20 protein-coding genes are annotated in these 20,848 nt (G+C 73.6%); 6 read left to right on the top strand and 14 right to left on the bottom strand.

All coding sequences use genetic code 11. From position 1 onward, the window contains the following. Window position 1 precedes the first annotated feature (1 nt). The 4 genes from acs to DMP17_RS35090 are packed head-to-tail and all read right to left on the bottom strand — an operon-like array spanning window position 2 to window position 4,887. Complete coding sequence (gene acs, locus DMP17_RS35075) at window positions 2–1,900, bottom strand: acetate--CoA ligase (RefSeq protein WP_226357617.1); 1,899 nt, start codon at window positions 1,898–1,900, stop codon at window positions 2–4. A gap of 52 nt (window positions 1,901–1,952) precedes the next feature. Further along, window positions 1,953–3,041, bottom strand: coding sequence for a DUF3500 domain-containing protein (locus DMP17_RS35080; RefSeq protein ID WP_337831794.1), 1,089 nt, complete (start codon window positions 3,039–3,041; stop codon window positions 1,953–1,955). Window positions 3,042–3,067: 26 nt separating this feature from the next. Beyond that, window positions 3,068–3,763: a response regulator gene (locus tag DMP17_RS35085; RefSeq protein WP_226364822.1), complete on the bottom strand. Its 696-nt coding sequence runs from the start codon at window positions 3,761–3,763 to the stop codon at window positions 3,068–3,070. Further along, a complete protein-coding gene (locus tag DMP17_RS35090; protein ID WP_337831795.1) occupies window positions 3,760–4,887 on the bottom strand; it encodes a sensor histidine kinase in 1,128 nt (375 codons plus the stop codon). Before DMP17_RS35090 ends, DMP17_RS35085 begins: the two co-directional genes overlap by 4 nt. 201 nt (window positions 4,888–5,088) lie before the next feature. On the opposite strand from DMP17_RS35090, the gene DMP17_RS35095 reads away from it, so the two are divergent. The 3 genes from DMP17_RS35095 to DMP17_RS35105 all read left to right on the top strand — a co-directional run bounded on the left by DMP17_RS35095 (window position 5,089) and on the right by DMP17_RS35105 (window position 6,884). Next, the gene (locus DMP17_RS35095; protein ID WP_226357621.1) at window positions 5,089–5,358 is read left to right on the top strand and encodes a hypothetical protein; all 270 of its coding nucleotides are present in this window, start codon (window positions 5,089–5,091) and stop codon (window positions 5,356–5,358) included. 111 nt (window positions 5,359–5,469) lie between these two features. Continuing rightward, window positions 5,470–6,459, top strand: a complete 990-nt coding sequence (locus DMP17_RS35100) for a hypothetical protein (RefSeq protein ID WP_337831796.1) — start codon at window positions 5,470–5,472, stop codon at window positions 6,457–6,459. A 77-nt stretch (window positions 6,460–6,536) separates the two neighbouring features. Next, a complete protein-coding gene (locus tag DMP17_RS35105; RefSeq protein WP_226366102.1) occupies window positions 6,537–6,884 on the top strand; it encodes a hypothetical protein in 348 nt (115 codons plus the stop codon). On the opposite strand, the gene DMP17_RS35110 is transcribed toward DMP17_RS35105, so the two are convergent. Genes DMP17_RS35110 through DMP17_RS35130 form a run of 5 tightly spaced genes read right to left on the bottom strand, consistent with a single transcriptional unit; the run spans window position 6,857 to window position 11,826 of the window. Further along, window positions 6,857–7,837, bottom strand: coding sequence for a GlxA family transcriptional regulator (locus tag DMP17_RS35110; RefSeq protein WP_337831797.1), 981 nt, complete (start codon window positions 7,835–7,837; stop codon window positions 6,857–6,859). The two genes, DMP17_RS35105 and DMP17_RS35110, sit on opposite strands and share 28 nt — an antisense overlap. Further along, on the bottom strand, window positions 7,824–10,175 hold the full coding sequence (locus DMP17_RS35115) for an excinuclease ABC subunit UvrA (RefSeq protein WP_337831798.1): 2,352 nt from the start codon (window positions 10,173–10,175) through the stop codon (window positions 7,824–7,826). Before DMP17_RS35115 ends, DMP17_RS35110 begins: the two co-directional genes overlap by 14 nt. A gap of 24 nt (window positions 10,176–10,199) precedes the next feature. After that, window positions 10,200–10,619 carry a VOC family protein gene (locus DMP17_RS35120; RefSeq protein WP_226357626.1) on the bottom strand — a complete coding sequence of 140 codons (420 nt, stop codon included), beginning with the start codon at window positions 10,617–10,619 and terminating at the stop codon, window positions 10,200–10,202. A 5-nt stretch (window positions 10,620–10,624) separates the two neighbouring features. Further along, window positions 10,625–11,068 (bottom strand): helix-turn-helix transcriptional regulator, encoded by a 444-nt coding sequence (locus tag DMP17_RS35125; protein ID WP_226357627.1) that lies wholly within the window; start codon window positions 11,066–11,068, stop codon window positions 10,625–10,627. Continuing rightward, window positions 11,065–11,826, bottom strand: coding sequence for an alpha/beta fold hydrolase (locus DMP17_RS35130; protein WP_226357628.1), 762 nt, complete (start codon window positions 11,824–11,826; stop codon window positions 11,065–11,067). Before DMP17_RS35130 ends, DMP17_RS35125 begins: the two co-directional genes overlap by 4 nt. 73 nt (window positions 11,827–11,899) lie before the next feature. Between DMP17_RS35130 and DMP17_RS35135 the strand changes: the two genes are divergently transcribed. The 3 genes from DMP17_RS35135 to DMP17_RS35145 all read left to right on the top strand — a co-directional run bounded on the left by DMP17_RS35135 (window position 11,900) and on the right by DMP17_RS35145 (window position 14,473). Beyond that, window positions 11,900–12,844, top strand: coding sequence for an NAD(P)/FAD-dependent oxidoreductase (locus tag DMP17_RS35135; protein ID WP_337831799.1), 945 nt, complete (start codon window positions 11,900–11,902; stop codon window positions 12,842–12,844). A gap of 9 nt (window positions 12,845–12,853) precedes the next feature. After that, window positions 12,854–13,090, top strand: a complete 237-nt coding sequence (locus DMP17_RS35140) for a zinc ribbon domain-containing protein (protein ID WP_226366106.1) — start codon at window positions 12,854–12,856, stop codon at window positions 13,088–13,090. Between the two features lie 120 nt (window positions 13,091–13,210). Continuing rightward, a complete protein-coding gene (locus DMP17_RS35145) occupies window positions 13,211–14,473 on the top strand; it encodes an HNH endonuclease (RefSeq protein WP_337831800.1) in 1,263 nt (420 codons plus the stop codon). Window positions 14,474–14,546: 73 nt separating this feature from the next. Here DMP17_RS35145 and DMP17_RS35150 read toward each other — a convergent pair whose 3' ends face one another. From DMP17_RS35150 to DMP17_RS35170, 5 genes are all read right to left on the bottom strand, one after another. Then, window positions 14,547–15,551 (bottom strand): ABC transporter ATP-binding protein, encoded by a 1,005-nt coding sequence (locus DMP17_RS35150; RefSeq protein WP_226357631.1) that lies wholly within the window; start codon window positions 15,549–15,551, stop codon window positions 14,547–14,549. Continuing rightward, complete coding sequence (locus DMP17_RS35155) at window positions 15,548–16,522, bottom strand: ABC transporter ATP-binding protein (protein WP_062395892.1); 975 nt, start codon at window positions 16,520–16,522, stop codon at window positions 15,548–15,550. Before DMP17_RS35155 ends, DMP17_RS35150 begins: the two co-directional genes overlap by 4 nt. Further along, window positions 16,519–17,457, bottom strand: coding sequence for an ABC transporter permease (locus tag DMP17_RS35160; RefSeq protein WP_226357633.1), 939 nt, complete (start codon window positions 17,455–17,457; stop codon window positions 16,519–16,521). Before DMP17_RS35160 ends, DMP17_RS35155 begins: the two co-directional genes overlap by 4 nt. Continuing rightward, the gene (locus DMP17_RS35165) at window positions 17,450–18,376 is read right to left on the bottom strand and encodes an ABC transporter permease (protein ID WP_226357634.1); all 927 of its coding nucleotides are present in this window, start codon (window positions 18,374–18,376) and stop codon (window positions 17,450–17,452) included. The genes DMP17_RS35160 and DMP17_RS35165 overlap by 8 nt, the downstream gene beginning before the upstream one ends. Before the next feature lie 99 nt (window positions 18,377–18,475). Next, window positions 18,476–20,086 carry a peptide ABC transporter substrate-binding protein gene (locus DMP17_RS35170; RefSeq protein WP_226366109.1) on the bottom strand — a complete coding sequence of 537 codons (1,611 nt, stop codon included), beginning with the start codon at window positions 20,084–20,086 and terminating at the stop codon, window positions 18,476–18,478. Window positions 20,087–20,848: the final 762 nt, after the last annotated feature.

Below are 20,848 nucleotides of genomic sequence, written 5' to 3' on the forward strand. Positions count from 1 at the left end.
CTCAGCTCCGCCGGTACCCGGCCGCCAGCTCCGCGAAGGCGGCCGGGTCCACCAGCGACGTCGTGTCGCCGGGCTCGCGCCCGGCGGTCACGTCGAGCAGCAGCCGTCGCATGATCTTGCCCGAGCGGGTCTTCGGCAGCTCCGCGACGAGCACGACCTCGCGGGGCCGGGCGACCGGCCCCATCTCGCGCGCCACGTGCGCCCGCAGCTGCGCCGCGAGGCCCTCGGTCGGGCCGTCGGTGACCGTCACGAACGCGACGACGGCCTGCCCGGTCGTCGCGTCCGGTGCCCCGACCACGCCCGCCTCGGCGACCCGCGGGTGCGACACCAGCGCCGACTCCAGCTCGATCGAGCCGAGCCGGTGCCCGGAGACGTTCATGACGTCGTCGATCCGGCCCTGCAGCGTCACGTACCCGTGCTCGTCGACGACGGCGCCGTCGCCCGCCTTGTACCAGCCCTGCTCGGCGTAGTCGGCGAAGTAGGACGCGCGGAACCGCTCCGGGTCGCCCCACACGGTCCGTGCCATCGACGGCCACGGCCGGTCGATCACCAGGATCCCGCCCTCGCCGGGGTCGCAGGTCCGCCCGTCGCGGTCGACCACCCGCACCGAGAGTCCCGGCAGCGGCCGGGTCGCCGAGCCCGGGACCAGCGACGTCACGCCGGGCAGCGGCGCGCAGATCGCCGCACCGGTCTCGGACTGCCACCAGGTGTCGACGATCGGGCACCGGCTCCCGCCGATCACCTCGTGGAACCAGCGCCAGGCCTCGGGGTTGATCGCCTCGCCGACGGTGCCGAGCAGCCGCAGCGACGACAGGTCGTGGCGGCCCGGGACGTCGCGGCCCCACTTCATGTAGGTACGGACCAGGGTGGGCGCGGTGTAGTACACGGTGACGCCGTACCGCTCGATGATCTCGAAGTGCCGGCCGCGCTCCGGGGTGTCCGGGGTGCCCTCGTAGATCACCTGCGTGACGCCGTTGGACAGCGGGCCGTAGACCTCGTAGGTGTGCGCGGTGACCCAGGCGAGGTCGGCGGTGCACCAGTAGACGTCGTCGGGCTTGTGGTCGAAGCAGGCCCACGCCGTCCAGGACGCCTGGGTGAGGTAGCCGCCCATGGTGTGCAGAAGACCCTTGGGCGTGCCGGTGGTGCCGGAGGTGTAGACGAGCATGAGCGGGCTCTCGGCTCCGAAGGCCTCGGCCTCGTGGACCTCCGGCGCGGTGTCGACGACGTCGTGCCACCACACGTCGCGCCCGGGGGTCCAGCCGACCTCCGAGCCGGTCCGGCGGATCACCAGCACGTGCTCCAGCGACTCCACCCCGGCCGCGGCCTCGTCGGCGTTCGCCTTGACCGGGACGGCCTTCCCGCGCCGGTACTGGCCGTCGGTGGTGACGAGCAGCTTCGCCGCCCCGTCGGTGAGCCGGAACCGCAGTGCCGGGGCGGAGAATCCGCCGAAGACCAGCGAGTGGACCGCCCCGATCCGGGCGCAGGCGAGCATCACGACGACGGTCTCGACCAGCACCGGCAGGTACACGACGACGACGTCGCCGCGCCCCACCCCGAGCGCGGTGAGCGCGTGCGCGCAGCGGGCGACCTCGCGCTGCAGGTCGGCGTAGGTGACGGTGCGCCGGTCCCCCGGCTCGCCCTCCCAGTGCAGGGCGACCGTGTCCCCCGCACCGGCCTCGACGTGCCGGTCGACGCAGTTGCGCGCGACGTTCAGCGTGCCGTCGGCGAACCAGGTGACCTCGGGCCAGCGGCTGCCGTCGTAGCCCTGCTCGGGCGCGCGGTCCCACTCCAGGCGCCGGGCCTGCGCGCACCAGAACGCCTCCGGGTCGGCGGCGGCCTCGTCGTAGGCCGCCGCGGTGACGTTGGCGTGTGCGGCGAGCTCGGGCGGGGGCGGGTACATGCCCCGATCCTCGCCGCCGGATCCCGTGAGGCGCAGGCCGTCGTGAGGGGACTCACCGATGGGCGAAGGCCCGGTGGTGGTCGTCGAGCAGGTCCACGCCGAAGTCGTTCTCCGGGTCGCGCCACACCGAGTGGGCGTGGTCCGCGCCGTCCTGGGTGTTGTCCCACTCCAGCAGCAGCCGCGGCCCCTGGAGCCGGTGGTAGTGCGGCTCCCCCGGCTCCAGCGAGCCCGCCCAGGCGATGTGCACCTCGTCGAGGGCGGCGTCGTCGTCGTAGCGGCCGGCGGGTGAGACCCCGGCCGGTGCCCGGTCCAGGTAGGCCGAGAGCAGGCGGCGCAGCAGGCCGCGGCCGCGGTCGTCGAGCGCGCTCGCCGGGACACCGCGCGGCGCGCCGGTGAGCGCGACGGCCTCGGTGCCGTCGACCGGGTCCACCGGCCCGGGCGGGCTCTCCCGCCGGACCGCCGAGGTCGGCAGCGGCCGGTCGCCCGGCGCGACCAGCGGCCGGTTCGCCGTCACCAGGTCCGGTGGGGCCCCGGCGGACAGGACCGCGGCCCCGGCGAGCTCGGGCGGGAGCCCGCGGACGATCTCCCGGGCCAGGTCCTCGGTCGGCCCGAGCGGGCGCGCGACACCCCCGCCGAGCAGCGGCGTCGTCGCGGGGTTCGCGCCGAGGAAGCACGGCGTGGCCGCGGCCACCCGCCCGTCGACGACGAGTGCGTTCACCGACACGTGGTGCCCGCCGAAGCGCCAGCCCCAGGTGCGCGCGCCCGGGTCACCGAAGATCCGCAGGTGGTAGAGCGCCGGGTCCCGGAACCGCTCCCGGTACGGCCGGGTGGGCCAGTCCTGCGCCCGGTCCAGGACGTTCTCCAGCCCCATGACCGTCGCCACGGTGGCGTAGCCGGCCTCGGACAGCCCTGAGGCGACGAGCCGCATCGCGCGCTGCTGCTGCACAGGGGTCTGCGCGTGCAGCGTCAGCCCGCCGTGGTCGGTGGGGGTGTAGAACCAGCGACGACGCTCGGCGTCGGACCCGGCGTCGCCGGACGGGCCGTCGCCGCGGGCGGTCGCGAGCCGGTCGTCGTCCAGGGTGTCCAGCCAGGCCGCGGCCGTGTCCGCCATCGCCGCGGCGACCGTCTCGCTCGTCGTCACACGGCCACGCTAGTCCGCCGGACGGGTCAGTCCGTCGCGTCGCGGACGAGCAGCGCGATCTGCACCCGGTTGTCCAGGCCCAGCTCGCGCAGCAGCCGGGACACGTAGGACTTCACCGTCGCCACCGACATGTGCAGCTCGGCGGCGATGTCGGCGTTGGAGCCGCCGCGGGCGACGGCCTCGGCGACGTCGCGCTCGCGGCCGGCGAGCCGGTCGAGCCGGGCCCGGGCGGCGCGCCTGCGGTCGACCGGCCCGGCGCCGTCGCCGCGGACGATGCCGATCAACCGCCGAGTGATCGCCGGGGACAGCACGGCGTCGCCGTCGGCGGCGGCGCGGACGGCCTCGACGATCCCCTCGGGCGCGGCGTCCTTGAGCAGGAACCCGCTCGCCCCGGCGCGCAGCGCCCGCACGACGTGCTCGTCGGCGTCGAACGTGGTCAGCACGACGACGGTCGGGGCGTCGGGCCGCGAGGTCACCTCCCGGGTCGCGGCGACGCCGTCGACGCGGCGCATCCGCAGGTCCATCAGCACCACGTGCGGCCGCCCCGCGGCGACGGCGGCGGGCACCTCGTCGCCGTCACCGGCGTCGCCGACCACCTGGATGCGCCGTACCGGTCCGGTGCCGTCGCCGGGCAGCGCGTGCCCGTCGAGCATCACCCGCAGCCCGGAGCGGACGAGCGGGTCGTCGTCGACGAGCAGCACCCGGATCGCGCTCGCGGTCATCCCGCCTCCTCCCGCCACGGCAGCACCGCGCGCAGCAGGTGGCCCGACGGCGTCGGGCCGTGGGTCAGCGTCCCGCCGGCGAGGGTCTCGACCCGCTCGCGCAGCCCGACCAGGCCGGTCCCGGCACCCTCGGGCGCCGGACCGGCCGCGGACGGCCCGGAGGTGACGGTGACGGTGAGGTCCCGGCCGGGCCGCCCGTCGAGGGCGACCTCGACCCGGGCCCCGGGTGCGTGCCGGGCGGCGTTGGTCAGGCCCTCGCGGACCACCCGGTGCACGACCCCGGCCAGCGGGCGCCCCGGCGGGGACACCGTCAGCAGCGCCGTCGACCGGAGGCGGACGTCCGCGCCGACCGCGCGGGCCTCGGCGACGAGCTCCTCGACCGCGCCGAGGTCGTCGACCTCGTCGGGGACGTCGCCGGTGGGCTCGTGCAGCACCTGGACGATCGTGCGCAGGTCCTCCATCGCGCGGTGGGTGGTGTCGCTCAGCACCCGCGCGGTCTCGCGGACGGTGCGGGCGGGCAGGTCCCCGCGCAGCGCCAGCGCCCCGGCGTGCACCGACAGCAACGACAACCGGTGCCCGAGCCGGTCGTGCATCTCCCCGGCGATCCGGCGCCGCTCGTCGGCGCGGGCCTGCTCCTCGCGCACCGCACGCTCGGCCTCGGCGCGGGCGAGCCGCTCGCGCAGGTCGTCGACCATCGCGCGACGGATCCCGGTCAGCAGGCCCGCGGTCACCGAGATGGCCTGGAACGCGACGGCGCCGCCGAGCAGCACCAGCACCGTCGGCCCGTCGGGGACGTTGCGGTACAGCGTGACCGCGGCGGTCCCCACCGCCAAGGCCAGCACCGGCAGCGTCTCCACCGCGCGGCGCCGGGTCGCGATCACGAACACCCCGACCAGCGGCAGGTAGGTGGCGACGGGCGAGACGAGCGGGCCGAGCACGGCCAGCACCGCGAACACGCGCGGCGCCCGGTAGCGCACCGTGATCGAGCCGATCATCAGCAGTCCGACGACGAGCAGCGTCCACTGCAGTACCCCGGCGGTGGCCTGCGTCTCGGCGACGGTGAGCCCGGCGGCGAGCACCGCGACCACCAGCCCGGCGGAGATCACGGCGGGGCGGACCGGCACACGTCGACCTTGGGGGCGGACCGGCGCCGTCCAGCAGGTTTCCGCTCGAACGGGACGACCACCGGTCCCCTCCCGTCTCCCGACCCCCGGGATCGACGGTCAGCCTGCCGGGCGGCGCGACGGTGGCGCACCCGCCGAAGGTCGCGCGCACCGCGACCGAAGTCGCCGGGCCGCGTCACCCGGAATGAGTACGATTCGGACATGCCGGAACCGCACAGCCACCGCGAGAGCGGGCAGCACGTCATCGAGCACGCGCTCGACCTCCTCGAGGCGGCCGACAAGGCGCAGGACTACCCCCAGGCGACCGACGGCCACACCGCCGCCACCGCCTACGCGGTGAGCGCGCTCTACCAGGAGATGCGCCACGGCGACGACCAGCTCGCGGTGCTGATCTCCGCGGTGCAGGAGCAGACCGCGGTGCTGCGCGAGATCCGGGACTCGTTGCGGGACGGGGCACGTACCGGAAATTGATGATGTCTCGGGCATCCACCGCGATCCCGGGATGACCGCTCCCCCGTCCTCGGTTGTGCGCGATCGAAGCGGCCGGCCGGACCGTCCGCCGAGCGGCCCCGGAGCGTGCGCATGTCCCAGCCGGTCGACCCCCGTCTGCGGGTCGCGGACCTGTTCGTGTTCCGCGGCCGCCGGGGCACCGTCCTGGCCCTGACCACCGACCGTTCCGCGGTGGGCGGTCTCGCGTCCGGTGCGACCTACGACCTGCGCATCGACGGCGACGGCGACGCGGTCGAGGACCTGACCTACCGGGTCGTCGTCGACGGCGCCGATCCCGCCGACGGCACCCGCCCGGTCGTGCTGCGCAGGCTGAGCCGCGCCGACGCCGAGGACCCGGCGGCGTGCGGGACGGTCGTCGCCGCGGGCCGCACCGGGTCGACCGTGGCGGGCACCGACGGGCTGCGGCTGTGGACCGGCACCGCCGCCGACCCGGCGCCGGTCGACCCCGGGCTGCTCGCCGCGGTCACCACCGCCGTCGAGCACGGGACACCGGTCGACCTGTCCGGCCGGGTGCTGCCCGCGGCCCCGCCGACCGGGAACCGGGTCGCCGCGGTCGTGCTGGAGATCCCCGACGCCGTGCTCGCCCCGGTCGCGATGCGCGCCGCGGGCCGGATCGGGGTGTGGGCCACCGTCGCGCCCGCCGCCGGGCAGGGCGGCCCGCAGACCCACCGGCGCGGCCTGCCCCTGGTCGGGGAGGTCCTCGCCGGGCTCGACGCGCCGCTGCGCGAGCACCTGGGCCGGGGCCGCCCGGCCGCCGACCGCGCCGAGTTCGGCGGGATGTTCGCGAAGAAGGCCGAGCAGGTCGTCGCCGCCGGTGCCGCGGTGGGCGACCCGAGCGCCTACGCCCGCCGGGTCGCCGACCGGCTGCTGCCCGACGTGCTGCCCTACACGATCGGCACCACCGCCTCGTTCGGTTTCGCTGGGTGGAACGGCCGCGACCCCGCCGACGACGCCGCCGGGGTCGTCTGCAGCGTCGTCGCCGGCGTGGCGGTGCCGTTCGGGGCGGGACGGGCCACGGCCCACCGCGCGACGACGACCTGGCCGTACCTACCGCTGCTCTGACCGGCATGGCCCGATCCGTTCGCGAGGTGGCCCGCGGGCCACTCCCGGTCCGGCCGGGTGCGGCCGAGCATCGGGGCATGTCCTCTCCGACCTTCCCCTGTGCCGCCGTCGTCGTCGCGGTCGGCGCGCTGCTCGTCGTCGTGAACGTCCCGCCGACCGCCGCGCTGGTCGTCGGTGCGGTGGCCGTCGCCGTCGCGGCCGGGGCGGCCCGGCTCGTGGGGCCGCTCGCGCTGCCCGTGCCGCCGCGGACGGTCGCGGTGCGGGCCGCCGCGGTCGCCGTCGTGCTCCTCGGCGGGCCGCTCGTCGCGGCCGCCGCCCTGGGGCCCGGCGCGGTGCCGCTGGTCGCCGCGGTCGTCGCCGCGGCGCTGCTCGCCGCTCCCCTGCTCGTCCGGCGGGCTCAGCCGCCCCGGAAGGTCCGCCGGTAGTGCAGCGGGGGCACCCCGAGCTCGCGGCACACGTGGCGGCGCAGCGCCGTCGCCGTGCCGAACCCGACCTCGTCGGCGATCCGGCCGACCGGGAGGTCGGTGGTCTCGAGCAGCTCCCGGGCCCGCTCGACGCGCCGGCGCAGCAGCCACCCGAGCGGGCTCTGCCCGGTCTCCTCCCGGAACCGGCGGGTCAGTGTCCGCACGCCGACGTGCAGCGACGCGGCCAGCTCGGCCAGCGTCCAGGGCCGGGCCAGGTCGGCGAGCATCCGCTCGCGGGCCGCGGCGGTGCCCGTGCCGGGTCCGTCGTCCGCGACCGGCCGGGCGATGTACTGCGCCTGGCCGCCCTCCCGGTAGGGCGGGACCACGGTCCGGCGGGCGACGTCGTTGGCGACGGCGGCGCCGAAGTCGCGCCGGACCAGGTACAGGCACAGGTCGATGCCCGACGCCTCGCCGGCCGCGGTGAGCACCTCGCCCTCGTCGACGTAGAGCACCGCGGGGTCCAGGTCGACCCGCGGGAACCGGCGCCGGAACGCCTCCGCGGACAGCCAGTGCGTGGTGGCGCGACGACCGTCGAGCAGCCCGGCCTCCGCCAGCGGGAACGCGGCCGTGCAGATCGAGGCCAGCCGGGTGCCGGGACGCAGCGACGCCAGGGCCTCCCCGAGACCGGGGTCGGCGACGACCGACGGCTCGTGGTCGTCCCGCGTCGCGAGCACGACCACGGTGTCGGCCCGGGCCAGCAGCTCCGGCCCGTGCCCGACCACGACGTGGAAGTCCGCGTCGGTCGGCACCGTCCCGGGGTGCAGCGCGCAGGTGCGCACCCGGTAGAGCGGCTCCCCGTCGGCCGACCGGGCACCGCCGAGGATCTGGTGCACCAGGCCGAGCTCCATCGGCCGCACCCCGGGGCGGACCAGCACCGCGACCTCGTGCCGCGGGGTGTCCTCAGGCGCCGACATAGGCCGCCAGGTGCTCGCCCGTCAGCGTCGACCGGTCCGCGACGAGCTCGGCGGGCGTCCCCTCGAAGACGACCGCGCCGCCGTCGTGCCCGGCACCGGGGCCCAGGTCGATGATCCGGTCGGCGTGCGCCATCACGGCCTGGTGGTGCTCGATGACGATCACCGAGCGGCCGCCGTCGACGATCCGGTCGAGCAGCGCGAGGAGCTGCTCGACGTCGGCCAGGTGCAGCCCGGTCGTCGGCTCGTCGAGGACGAACGTCCCGCCGGACTCCCCCAGGTGCACCGCCAGCTTGAGCCGCTGGCGCTCGCCGCCGGACAGCGTGGTCAGCGGCTGGCCCAGGGTGAGGTAGCCGAGCCCGACGTCGGCGAGGCGCTCGAGGATCCGGTGCGCGGCCGGGGTGCGGGCCTCGCCCGCCCCGAAGAACTTCTCCGCCTCGGCCACCGGCATGGCGAGGACCTCGCTGATGTCGCGCCCGCCGAAGGTGTACCCGAGCACCGAGGCGTCGAAGCGGCGGCCGTCGCAGACGTCGCAGGTGGTCGCGACGCCGGCCATCATCGCCAGGTCGGTGTAGACGACGCCCGCGCCGTTGCAGTTCGGGCAGGCGCCCTCGCTGTTGGCGCTGAACAGGGCGGGCTTGACGCCGTTGGCCTTGGCGAAGGCCTTGCGGATCGGTTCGAGCAGCCCGGTGTAGGTGGCGGGGTTGCTGCGCCGCGACCCCTTGATCGCCCCCTGGTCGACGACGACCACCCCGTCGCGCCCGGCGATCGAGCCGTGGATCAGCGAGCTCTTGCCCGACCCGGCCACCCCGGTGACGACGGTGAGCACCCCGAGCGGGACGTCGACGTCGACGCCGCGCAGGTTGTGCCGGTCCGCCCCGCGGATCTCCAGGTACCCGCTCGGGGTCCGCACCGACGGCTTCAGCGACGCCCGGTACTCCAGGTGCCGGCCGGTCAGCGTGCCCGAGGCCCGCAGCCCGTCGAGGTCGCCGGTGTAGACGACGTGCCCGCCGTCGGAGCCCGCCCGCGGCCCCAGGTCGACGACGTGGTCGGCGATCACGATCGTCTCCGGCTTGTGCTCGACGACGAGCACGGTGTTGCCCTTGTCGCGCAGGCGCAGCAGCAGGTCGTTCATGCGGGCGATGTCGTGCGGGTGCAGGCCGATGGTCGGCTCGTCGAAGACGTAGGTGACGTCGGTCAGCGACGACCCCAGGTGCTTGATCATCTTGGTGCGCTGGGCCTCGCCGCCGGACAGCGACCCGGACGGCCGGTCCAGCGACAGGTAGCCGAGCCCGATCTCGACGAACGAGTCGAGCGTGTGGCGCAGCGAGCCCAGCAGCGGGGCCACGGACGGCTCGTCGAGGTCACGGACCCAGTCGGCGAGGTCGGAGATCTGCATGGCGCAGGCGTCGGCGATGGAGATGCCCCGGATCTTCGAGGACCGGGCCAGCTCGGACAGGCGCGTCCCGTCGCAGTCCGGGCAGCGCTGGAACACGATGGCCCGGTCGACGAACGCCCGGATGTGCGGCTGCATCGCCTCGCGCTCCTTGGCCAGGAACGACTTCTGGATCCGCGGGATCAGCCCCTCGAAGGTGACGTTGATGCCGTCGACCTTGATCCGGGTGGCCTCCTTGTGGAGCAGTGCGTTCAGCTGGGGCTTCGTGAAGCTGCTGATCGGCTTGTCGCCGGGGAAGAAGCCGGAGTTGGCGAAGATCCGGCCGTACCAGCCGTCGACGGAGTAGTTCGGGATCGTCAGGGCGCCCTCGACGATCGACTTCGACTCGTCGTACAGGGCCGTGAGGTCGAAGTCGGACACCGAGCCGCGGCCCTCGCACCGCGGGCAGGCACCGCCGACGATCTCGAACTCGCGACGCTCCTTGACCTGCTGGCCGTTCTTGCGGACGGTCACGGCGCCGGAGCCGCTGATCGTCGCGACGTTGAACGAGAACGCCTTCGCCGGGCCGGCGTAGGGCTTCCCGAGCCGGCTGAACAGGATCCGCAGCAGCGCCCCGACGTCGGTGGCGGTGCCGACGGTGGAGCGCACGTCCCCGCCCATGCGCTCCTGGTCGACGATGATCGCGGTGGTGAGGCCGTCGAGGACGTCGACGTCGGGGCGGCCGAGGTTCGGCATGAAGCCCTGGACGAAGGCGCTGTAGGTCTCGTTGATCATCCGCTGGGACTCGGCGGCGATCGTCGAGAACACCAGGGAGCTCTTGCCCGAGCCGGACACCCCGGTGAACACCGTGAGCCGCCGTTTGGGCAGCTCGACGGAGATGTCGCGCAGGTTGTTCTCGCGCGCACCGTGCACGCGGATGAGGTCGTGGCTGTCGGCTGCGTGCATGGTGGATCCCCCGTCCGGCCCGTCTCAGGGCCGCTGCTGGATGCGGACCATCGTGCCCGCGGGGTCGCGGAAGGCACAGTCGCGCACCCCGTACGGCTGGTCGACCGGTTCCTGGACGACCTCGGCCCCGCTCGCCTGGAGCCTGTCGAACGCGGCCTCCAGGTCGTTACTGGCGAGCAGCACGGCGGTGTAGGTGCCCTTGGCCATCATCTCGGTGATGGTGCGGCGCTCGTCGTCGGTGACGCCGGGGTCCACCGCGGGCGGGGCGAGGACGATCGAGACGTCGGGCTGCCCGGGCGGGCCGACGGTGAGCCAGCGCATGGTGCCCTGGCCGACGTCGAGGCGGACCTCGAAGCCCAGGCCGTCGCGGTAGAAGGCGAGCGAGGCCTCGGGGTCGGTGTGCGGGAGGAATCCGGCGTGGATGGTGATGGCGGGTTCGGTCATGACGCTCACGCTAGGGAGGTCGCGGGTCCCGGTGCTTCTCGATTCCTGACCGGTCGGGTGACCTGCTTGGCGACGCACGCCGGGAGCCCCTGCGTGCCGTCCCGGGCGGCGCGCTTGTACGCCGACGGCGGCATCCCGACGAGCTCGGTGAAGCGGGTGCTGAAGGTGCCGAGCGAGGAGCAGCCGACGGCGAAGCAGACCTCGGTGACGGTGAGGTCGCCGCGGCGCAGCAGTGCCATGGCGCGTTCGATCCGCCGGGTCATCAGGTAGCTGTAGGGCGACTCGCCGTAGGCCCTGCGGAACGCCCGCGACAGGTGCCCGGCCGAGACGTGCTCGGCGCGGGCGAGCTCGGCGACGTCGAGCGGGCGCGCGTACTCGCGGTCGATCCGGTCCCGGACCCGGCGGAGCCGGACGAGCTCGCGCAGGTGCCCGTCGTCGCGGTCGCTCACCCGAGGAACTCCCGCAGCAGCGCCGCCACCTCGGCCGGGCGTTCCAGGTAGACCATGTGCCCCGCGTCGACGGGGGCGACGGTCAGGTCCGCGCCGAGCGCGGCGCGGCAGGCGTCGAGCCAGTCGTCGGAGACGTAGTCGGCCCGGCCGGCGGGGACGACCAGCGTCGGCAGACCCGCCGGTGGGACGACCGCCGGGCGCGCCATCTCCGCCCACGCGGCTACCAGGGACGCCTGGCTCAGGCGCCAGCGCCAGGCGCCGTCGCGCTGTTCGAGGTGCTCGTCCACCTCGGCGTCGACCAGCGCGCCGGGGACGTCGGCCCAGCTCTCGGCCTTGGCCGCGCGGGCGGCGTCGCGGGTCGGGAACGTGACGTCGGCGCGGGTGTCCTCGGCCGCGTCGAGCATGTCCTGCGGGTCGAGCCCGAGTGCGGGGTCGAGCAGCGCGAGCCGGTCGACGCGGTCGGGCGCGGTCCGCGCGAGGTGCGTGGCGACGGCGCCGCCGAAGGAGTGCCCGACGACGGCGGCGCGCCCCACCCCCTCGGCGTCGAGCACCTCCACCAGGTCCGCGACGTGGCGTTCCAGGTTCCACGGCGGCGCCCACGGCGACCGCCCGTGCCCGCGGACGTCGACGGCGATCCAGCGCAGCCGGGGCAGCGCCGCGAACAGCGGCCGCCAGCGCAGACCGTGGCCGGTCACGCCGTGGACCGCGAGGACCGGCGGCCCGGCGGGGTCGCCGGCGTGGTGCACGTGCAGGGACATGCACCCATTCTGCACGTTGCCATTCCGGCAAGGAAACTTGCCGTTGCGCGCGGCCGCTCGTCAGGCTGGGGACATGGACACAGCACAGCGCCACGACATCGTCGTGATCGGCGGCGGCCCGGCCGGACTCAACGGGGCCATGATGCTCGCACGCTCCCTGCGGTCGGTGGTCGTCGTCGACTCCGGCATGCCCCGCAACGCCCCGGCCGCGGCCGCGCACGGCCTGTTCGCCCGCGACGGCGTCGCCCCGGCCGAGCTGCTCTCGACCGGCCGCGAGGAGGTCCGCCGCTACGGCGGCACGCTCGTCGACGGCGAGGTCGTCGGCGCCCGCCGCACCGGCGACGGCTTCACCGTGACCCTCGCCGACGGCACCACCCTCGACGCCCGGCGGCTGCTCGTCACGACCGGGCTGGTCGACGTGCTGCCCGACGTGCCGGGACTCGCGCAGGGGTGGGGTGCCGACGTCGTCCACTGCCCCTACTGCCACGGCTACGAGGTGCGCGACCGCCCGATCGCGGTGCTCGGGACCGCCCCCGCCTCCGCGCACCACGCGCTGCTGTTCCGGCAGCTCAGCGCGGACGTGATCTACGTGTCGCACTCGGCGGAGCCGACCGCGGAGCAGCGGGAGCGCTTCGACGCGCTCGGCATCGCCGTCGTCGACGGGCCGGTGAGCGAGGTCGTGCGGGAGGACGGCGCGATCACCGGGCTGGTCACGCCGTCCGGTGTGCTGGCGCGCGAGGTCGTCGCGGTGGCGACCCGGATGGAGGCCCGCGCCGGCTTCCTCGCCGAACTGGGCCTGGTCCCGGTCGAGCACCCGAGCGGGATGGGGCAACACCTCGTCGCCGACGCGATGGGCCGCAGCACGGTCGAGGGCGTGTGGGTCGCGGGCAACGTCACCGACCTGAGCGCGCAGGTGGGGGCCGCGGCGGCCGCGGGGGCGTTCGCGGGGGCCGCGATCAACGCCGACCTCGTCGAGGCCGGGGCGCTCGCCGCGCTGCGGGAGGTGGCACGCCTCTAACCTGGGGGCGTGCTGGTCATCTTCGGGCTGTCGGGCAAGGAGCGCCCGCTGGGCCTGGTCGCGCTGGGCTGCGGGAACTGCGGTCACCCGGGTCCGCAGCCCGCGGTGCACCGGAGGACCCGGTTCACGCTGTTCTTCGTGCCGGTGCTGCCGCTGCGCAGTCGCTACGAGATGCGGTGTCCCGTGTGCGGGACGGGGCGGACCCTGTCCCGCGACGACGCCCGCCGGCACGGCGCGCGGGTCTGAGGAGCGCGGGGCCCTGACCGCCTCGGTCGCCGCCCGAGGAGCCTCATCACCCCAGCTCAGGGATTCGCGATAGCGAACAGAAACTAGAGATCGAACACACGTTCGAGTATCCCCGATGGTGTGACCGCCACCCAGGGACCACCCGCCCACGCCACCGGCGTGCCCGGCGGCGGGTTCCCGTCCGGTGACCTCACCCTGCTCCGGTTCCTCGTCGAACAGGCCCTCAGCGCCGGCACCTGCGCGTTGTCCGAGTCGGAGTTGATCGATCAGATCCAGGAGATCGAGTCGCTCCAGGCCTCGCTCGCCGCACTGCAGTCCACCCGTATCCGGGCTTTCGCCCGCAGCCACGTGGACAACGGCCCGACCGACCTGGATCCCGAGAAGCTCCACCGCAGCGTGGTCGCCCAGATCCAGCTCGCCTGCCGGGTCTCCACCACCGAGGCCCGCACCCGGGCGGCGAACGCCCGCGACCTGCACTCCGGGCTCGACCGGATCCGCGGCCTGCACCGAGCCGGCGAGCTCAGCGCCGCGAAGGTGTCTGCGATCGCCGTCGAATGCCGCGACCTCGACACGACCCAGCGCGCGCAGGTCGACGCCCGGCTTGCCACCGTCCGGGATCTGACCCGGTACGGCATCGGGCGGCTGCGGGCGATGACCCGGCGGCTGGTCGCCGAGATCGCCCCCGACCGGTTCCGCGCCCGCGTCCACGCCGCCAAGGCCGAACGCCGGGTCACTCTGCGACGCGCGCCCGACGCGATGAGCTACCTCACCGCCTACGTCCCGGTCGAACAGGGCGCCGCCTGCCTGGCCGCACTACAGAGAGCGTTCGTCGAGGTCCAGGTCGACCCGCAGCCGCTGACCCGCACCCGCGGACAGGTCATGGCCGACACCCTCGTCGAACGCGTCACCGGACAGGCCACCGCGACGGCGGTGAACCTCGAAGTCCAGGTCACCGTGCCCGTGCAGGCCCTGCTCGACCCGCAGTCACCACTGCCCGCCGAGATCCCCGGCCTGGGGCCCGTTCCGGCCGACCTGCTCGCCACCTCCGAGGGGACGAAGTCCCTACGCCGCCTGCTCACCGACCAAGGCATCGTCATCGGCGGGGACTCCCGCAGACGTACCTTCACCGGACTCCTCGCCACCCTCGTGAAAGCCAGAGCGCAGAACCGGTGCACCGAGCCCTACTGCGACGCACCCGTCCGCCACATCGACCACATCCGGCGGGATGCCGACGGTGGACGCACCGAACTCGACAACGGACGTGGAGTCTGCGAGTTCCACAACCACGTCCGCGAACAATCCGGCTGGCACGTGGCCCGCGCCCCCGACGGGGCCGTCGTCACCACCACTCCGACCGGGCACACCTACCGCGGACCGGACTGATCGCGGCGTACCCGGTCGCGCCCGGTGCCGGGGCGGTGTCCGCGGCACCGGGCGGACACCGGGCCGTCCGGTCTCAGGTCGGCAGCAGGTACTCCTCGCTGGCGTGGTGGCACGCGCTCGGATGGTGCCCACCCGGCCGCGTCACCAGCGGCGGCTCCTCGGTCGCGCAGATGTCGGTGGCCTTCCAGCAGCGCGTCCGGAACCGGCAGCCGCTCGGCGGGTCCACCGGGCTCGGGACGTCACCGGTGAGCCGGATCCGCTTGCGCCCCTCCCGGACCGACGGGTCGGGCACCGGCACCGCGGAGAGCAGCGCCTGGGTGTACGGGTGCGACGCCCGGGTGTAGATCTCCTGCTCGGTCCCGAGCTCCACCATCTTGCCCAGGTACATCACGCCGACCCGGTCCGACAGGTGCCGCACGACGGACAGGTCGTGGGCGATGAAGATGTAGGACAGCCCGAACTCGCGCTGCAGGTTCCCGAGCAGGTTCATCACCTGCGCCTGGATGGACACGTCGAGCGCGGACACCGGCTCGTCGCACACGATGATCTCCGGGCGCAGCGCGAGCGCGCGGGCGATCCCGATGCGCTGCCGCTGCCCGCCGGAGAACTGGTGCGGGTAGCGGTTGACGAAGTCGGGGTTGAGCCCGACGACGTCGAGCAGCTCCTGCACCTTCGCCCGCCGCTCCCCCTTCGGCGCGACCTCGGGGTGGATCTCGAACGGCTCCCCGACGATGTCGGCGACCGTCATCCGCGGGTTCAGCGACGTGTACGGGTCCTGCAGCACGATCTGCATCTGCCGGCGCAGCGCCCGCAGCTCCGCCCCGCGGCGGGCGAAGATGTCCTCGCCGTGGAAGCGCACCGAGCCCGACGTCGGCGGCTCCAGCCGCATCAGCACCTGGGCCAGGGTCGACTTCCCGCAGCCGGACTCGCCGACGATGCCCAGCGTCTCGCCCTTGTTCAGCGAGAACGAGACGCCGTCGACGGCGCGCACGTGGCCGACGGTGCGCTTGACGACCGCACCGACCTTCACCGGGAAGTGCTTGACGAGGTCGTCGACCTCGAGAACGGGCTCGCTCATACGAGGTCCTCCGCGAACAGGCACGCCGACGCCCGCGCTCCGGGCAGCGGGATCAGCGGCGGGTCGGTGCCGAGGCAGCGCTCCACCGCGCGCGGGCAGCGCGGGTGGAACGGGCAGCCGTCGGGGATGGCGGTGAGCGTCGGCGGGAGCCCGGTGATCGCCCGCAGCTCGGTGCCCTTGCTGTCCAGCCGCGGGATCGACGCGAGCAGCGCCTCGGTGTACGGGTGGGCCGGGTTCGCGAAGAGCTGGTGCACGTCGCCCTGCTCGACGATGCGGCCCGCGTACATCACCGCGATCCGGTCGGCGACCTCCGCGACGACGCCGAGGTCGTGGGTGATGAGGACCAGCCCCATCTCCCGTTCGCGCTGGATCTCGGCGAGCAGGTCCATGATCTGGGCCTGCACGGTGACGTCGAGCGCGGTCGTGGGCTCGTCGGCGATGAGCACGTCCGGGTCCAGCGCCAGCGACATCGCGATCATGACGCGCTGGCGCATCCCGCCGGAGAACTCGTGCGGGAAGTTCGTGACCCGCTGCGCCGCCCCGGGGATCCCGACGAGGTCGAGCAACTCGACGGCGCGGGCCCGCGCGTCGCGCTTGCTCATCCCCCGCCGCGTCCGCAGCTGCTCCCCGATCTGGAACCCGACGGTGAACACCGGGTTCAGCGCCGACAGCGCGTCCTGGAAGATCATCGCGACGTTCTCGCCGCGCAGCTCGCGGCGCCGTTCCTCGGTCGCGGTGAGCAGCTCCTCGCCGCGGTAGCGGACCGAGCCCGCGGTGACGGTCGCGGGCGGGGTCGGCAGGATGCCCATCACCGTGTTCGCGGTGACCGACTTCCCCGACCCGGACTCCCCCAGGACGGCGAGGGTCTCCCCCGCGTGCACCTGGTAGCCGACGCCGTTCAGCACCCGGGCGACGCCGTCGCGGGTGCGGAACTCGACGTGCAGGTCCTCCACCTCGAGCAGCGGGGTCATGACCGGCCCTTCGGGTCGAACGCGTCGCGCACGGCGTCGCCGAGCAGCACGAAGGCCAGCACGGTGACGACGAGGAACGCGCCGGGGAACAGGAGCAGGTGCGGCGAGGTCCGCAGGTAGCTCTGCGCCTCGCTGATCATCACGCCCCAGGAGACGACGGGGTCGCGCAGGCCGACGCCGAGGAACGACAGCGTGGCCTCGGCCCCGATGAACGCACCGAGCGCGATCGTCGCGTACACCATCACCGGGGCGATGGTGTTGGGCAGCATGTGCCGCCGGATGATCCGCCACGGGCTCGCGCCGAGCGCGCGGGCGGCCTTGACGTAGTCCTGGTTGCGGGCGGCGATCGCGGCGGACCGCATGATCCGCATGACGATCGGCCAGGACAGCAGCCCGATCGTGCCGATCACCAGGCCGCTGATGCCGATCACGCTCTGCCCGACCGACGCGCGGAAGGTGGAGAGCACGACGATCGCGCCGAGGATGAACGGCACACCGAAGAAGACGTCGGCGACGCGGGCGAGCAGCGAGTCGACCCAGCCGCCGGCGAACCCGGCGATCAGGCCCATGACGGCGCCGACGAGCACGACCGCCGTCGTCGCCAGCACCCCGACGACGATCGAGACGCGGGTGCCGTAGACGGTGCGCGCGTAGACGTCGCGGCCGAGGTGGTCGTAGCCGAACCAGGCCTGGGCCGAGGGGTCCTCGCGGGCCCGGGACAGGTCGCCGAGGGTGGGGTCGACCGAGGTGAACAGCTGCGGGAACGCGGCCATGACCAGCAGGAACGTGATGAGGCCCGCCGCGACGAGGAACAGCGGGCGACGGCGCAGGTCGTGCCAGGCGTCGCCGCTGAGGCTGCGGGTGCGGGCCGTCGCCTCGGCGCGACCGGCGGCGGCGACGGGCTTGTCTGCGGTGGCGGTGGTGGGGTCAGTCAAGGCGGATCCTCGGGTCGAGCAGCGCGTAGGTGACGTCCACGACGAGGTTCGCGAGCAGGTAGACGATCACCAGCAGGACGACGACGCCGGTGACGACCACCCCGTCGAGCCGTTGGATGGAGCCGAAGATGAGCCCACCGATCCCGCGGATGTTGAAGATGCCCTCGGTGACGATCGCCCCGCCCATGAGCGTGCCGAAGTCCGCGCCGAGGAAGGTGATCACCGGGATCGCCGAGTTGCGGGTCAGGTGGACCCCGACGACACGACGCCGGGTCAGGCCCTTCGCGGTCGCGGTGCGGACGTAGTCGGCGCGCAGGTTCTCCGCGATCGACGTCCGGGTCAGCCGGGCCACGTAGGCCAGCGACAGGCTGCCGAGCACGTAGCCGGGCACGACCAGGTCCAGGAACCCGGGGTTCGCCGGGACGGTCGGCGGGATCAGGCCCAGCCGCAGCCCGAGGACGGACTGCAGCACGTAGCCGGTGACGAAGACGGGCACGGCGACCAGGAACAGGGTCGCGGTGAGCACGACGTTGTCCAGGAACCCGCCCGGCCGCAGACCGGTGAGCACGCCCGCGGTCAGGCCGATGATCGCCTGGATGACCAGCGCCACGACGGCGAGCTGGATCGTGACCGGGTAGGCGTTCGCGATCAGCGTGGAGACCTCCTGGCCGCGGAAGTTCTCCCCGAAGTCGCCCCGCACCAGGTTGCCGAGGTAGGTGGCGTACTGGACGAAGATCGACCGGTCGAGCCCGTACTCCTCCCGCATGCGCTCGATGAACGCGGGCGGGCACGCCTGGTCGCCGCACTTGCCGGCGAGCGGGTCGCCGGGCAGCGCCCAGACCATGAAGTAGATGAGGAACGTGGTGCCGAGGAACACCGGCACCAGTTGCAGGAGTCGTCGCAGGACATAGCGCCCCACGGGTCACCTCCGGGTTCGGGTGCCCGGCGGTTCGCGCCGGGCACGTGCACCGGCGGCCGGGTGGTCACCCGGCCGCCGGTGTGTGGTGGTGGGGCGGCGTCACTCCTGGACGGTCACGGTCTCCAGGTCCAGCTCACGGCCGTAGGTCAGCTCGACGTTCTGCAGACGCGGCGACCAGCCGAACTGCGCGGACTGGTCGTTGATCGCGACGGCAGGCATGTCCTGGATCAGGACGCGCTCGGCCTCGGCCCACAGCGCGTAGGCCTCCTCGGCGGTGGCGGCGGTCGAACCCTGGTTGACCAGCGCGTCGAAGCGCGGGTTGGTGTAGCCGCTGTTGTTGTTCGCCGCACCCGTCGTGTACTGCGGACGCAGGACGTAGTCCATGGTCGGGGTCGAGGCGACCCAGCCGGAGCGGAAGATGCCGGTCAGGCTCTCGGCCCGGCGCTGGTCCAGGAACTCCGAGAAGGTCGGGACCGGCACGAAGTTGCACGGCACGCCGAGGGTGTTGCTGATGCTGACGCAGGCGGCCTGCATCCACTCGCGGTTGATCGCGGAGTCGACGTTGGAGATCAGCTCGATCGGGCCGGTGAAGCCGGAGGCGTCGAACTGCTGCTTGGCCCGCTCCGGGGAGAAGGTGCACAGCTCGCCGCACTGGTCGTCGACCTTGCCGGGCACGCCCTCGGGGATGAAGCCGGTGGCCGGCTTCACGAGTCCGTTGTAGACGTTGTTGATGATCGCCTCGCGGTCGACGGCCATCGAGATCGCCTGCCGCAGCTGCGGGTCGGTGTAGCGCTGGTCGTAGATCGGGAACGTCATCGTGTTGGTGCCGGCGTAGGGCTGGTTGCCGTTCCGGTCGGCGAGGTCCTGCTGGTACAGGTTGTCGATCAGGAACGAGCCGGGGATGGTCTCGAGGAAGTCCAGGTTGCCGCTGACGACATCCTGGTAGGCGGCCTCGCTGTCGGCGTAGAACCGGAACTCGACACCGCCGACCCCGACCGGCTGCTCGCCCCCCCACTCGGCGAAGCGGGTCACGGTGACGTTCTGGTCGGGCACCCGGGACTCGTAGCGGAACGGGCCGTTGCCGACCGGGTTCGCCTCGAACGCGGCCGGGTCGGCGAAGAACGACTCGGGCATCGGGTAGAACGCGACGTCGCCGAGGGTGTTGACGAACACCGGCGACGGCGAGGTCAGCGCGACGGTGAAGGTGCGGTCGTCGACGACCTGCAGGCCGGACATGGCCTGCGCCGTCGGCTCACCCTCGTCCGGGTTGACCTGGTCGAACCCGGCGACGTTGGAGAAGAACTCCGAGCTGGACTGCGCGTTGGTCTTCAGCGCGACGTAGTTCCACGCGTCGACGAAGCTCTTCGCCGTGACCGGCGTGCCGTCGTGGAAGGTCCAGCCGTCCTTGATGCGGATCGTCCAGTTCTGCGAGTCGGTCGACTCGATGGACTCGGCGACCTTGTTCTCCGGCTCGCCCTGCTGGTTGTAGTCGACCAGCCCGGACCACAGCGCGTCGAGGATCTTGCTGCCGCCGACCTCGCGGGTGTTGCCCGGCAGCAGCGCGTTCTCGGGCTCGGTGCCGTAGACCGAGATCGTGGGGGCGCCCTGGGCGTCGCCCGTGGTGCCGCCTCCCCCGCCGCCACAGGCGCTGAGCACCAGCGCGGAGGTCAGGGAGAGCGCGAGCAGCGCCGCGACTCGAGTTGATCGCATCAGAGTCCTGTCTGTCCGGGACGGCCGCTCCCCGCGTGGTGTGCAGGCGGCCGGTGCGGTTCGGTGGTGGGTCGCACGGTAACCACAGCATCCCGGTTCTCCGGTTACGAATCCATTGCGTCCGCCGCCATTGCGTCGAGCAACACGGAATTGCGCGCGACGGTCGGTGATCGGATCGCGACGTCACGTCCGGCCCGATCCTCACGGAAAACACATCAGCGCAGGTCGGACGCATTCCGGTGCATTCTTCCGCTACGCAACATTGCATTGCGCATCGCAATTACCTGGTCACCGGTGTGACGAGTGCCACATAACTGAGCCACTGCGAGCCCGTGAGCAGCGACGGCACCTCACGGGAGTGCACCGGCGCCGGACGGCGGGGCAGGCGTCGTCCCACGTCGTGGAACCCGTCCGCCACGACGCGGGACCACCCGTCGCGCGAGAAGCCACCGTCCGTGCGCATTTCCTGGCTGCTTTCCCGTGGGATGTCCGTCGTTATCGCAGCGGTGATCCGCCGAGCCCGGGACGCCGACTCCGACGCCGCAGCAACCCATTGTCCGGCAATTCAGGAGAATGGGTCAGAATCGCATCGGAAACGGGGCACGGACACCGCCGGCGTGCGCTCCACCTGCGGGACCGCGGGATCGCGGCCCGACCGGCCCCGCCTCCGGCGACGACGGCGCGCTTCCACGGGACGTCAAACGCTCGACGTATGCATTTCAGGAAGATCGCCTGAAACGGTCATTCGAGTACGGGCGTACC

Source organism: Pseudonocardia sp. TMWB2A, assembly GCF_017312135.1.

Coding starts and splice junctions, on each gene's coding strand:
- acs (WP_226357617.1), bottom strand. CDS start 1,900: ATGTACCCGCCCCCGCCCGAGCTCGCCGCACACGCCAACGTCACCGCG.
- DMP17_RS35085 (WP_226364822.1), bottom strand. CDS start 3,763: ATGACCGCGAGCGCGATCCGGGTGCTGCTCGTCGACGACGACCCGCTC.
- DMP17_RS35095 (WP_226357621.1), top strand. CDS start 5,089: ATGCCGGAACCGCACAGCCACCGCGAGAGCGGGCAGCACGTCATCGAG.
- DMP17_RS35100 (WP_337831796.1), top strand. CDS start 5,470: ATGTCCCAGCCGGTCGACCCCCGTCTGCGGGTCGCGGACCTGTTCGTG.
- DMP17_RS35105 (WP_226366102.1), top strand. CDS start 6,537: ATGTCCTCTCCGACCTTCCCCTGTGCCGCCGTCGTCGTCGCGGTCGGC.
- DMP17_RS35110 (WP_337831797.1), bottom strand. CDS start 7,837: ATGTCGGCGCCTGAGGACACCCCGCGGCACGAGGTCGCGGTGCTGGTC.
- DMP17_RS35115 (WP_337831798.1), bottom strand. CDS start 10,175: ATGCACGCAGCCGACAGCCACGACCTCATCCGCGTGCACGGTGCGCGC.
- DMP17_RS35120 (WP_226357626.1), bottom strand. CDS start 10,619: ATGACCGAACCCGCCATCACCATCCACGCCGGATTCCTCCCGCACACC.
- DMP17_RS35130 (WP_226357628.1), bottom strand. CDS start 11,826: ATGTCCCTGCACGTGCACCACGCCGGCGACCCCGCCGGGCCGCCGGTC.
- DMP17_RS35135 (WP_337831799.1), top strand. CDS start 11,900: ATGGACACAGCACAGCGCCACGACATCGTCGTGATCGGCGGCGGCCCG.
- DMP17_RS35150 (WP_226357631.1), bottom strand. CDS start 15,551: ATGAGCGAGCCCGTTCTCGAGGTCGACGACCTCGTCAAGCACTTCCCG.
- DMP17_RS35155 (WP_062395892.1), bottom strand. CDS start 16,522: ATGACCCCGCTGCTCGAGGTGGAGGACCTGCACGTCGAGTTCCGCACC.
- DMP17_RS35170 (WP_226366109.1), bottom strand. CDS start 20,086: ATGCGATCAACTCGAGTCGCGGCGCTGCTCGCGCTCTCCCTGACCTCC.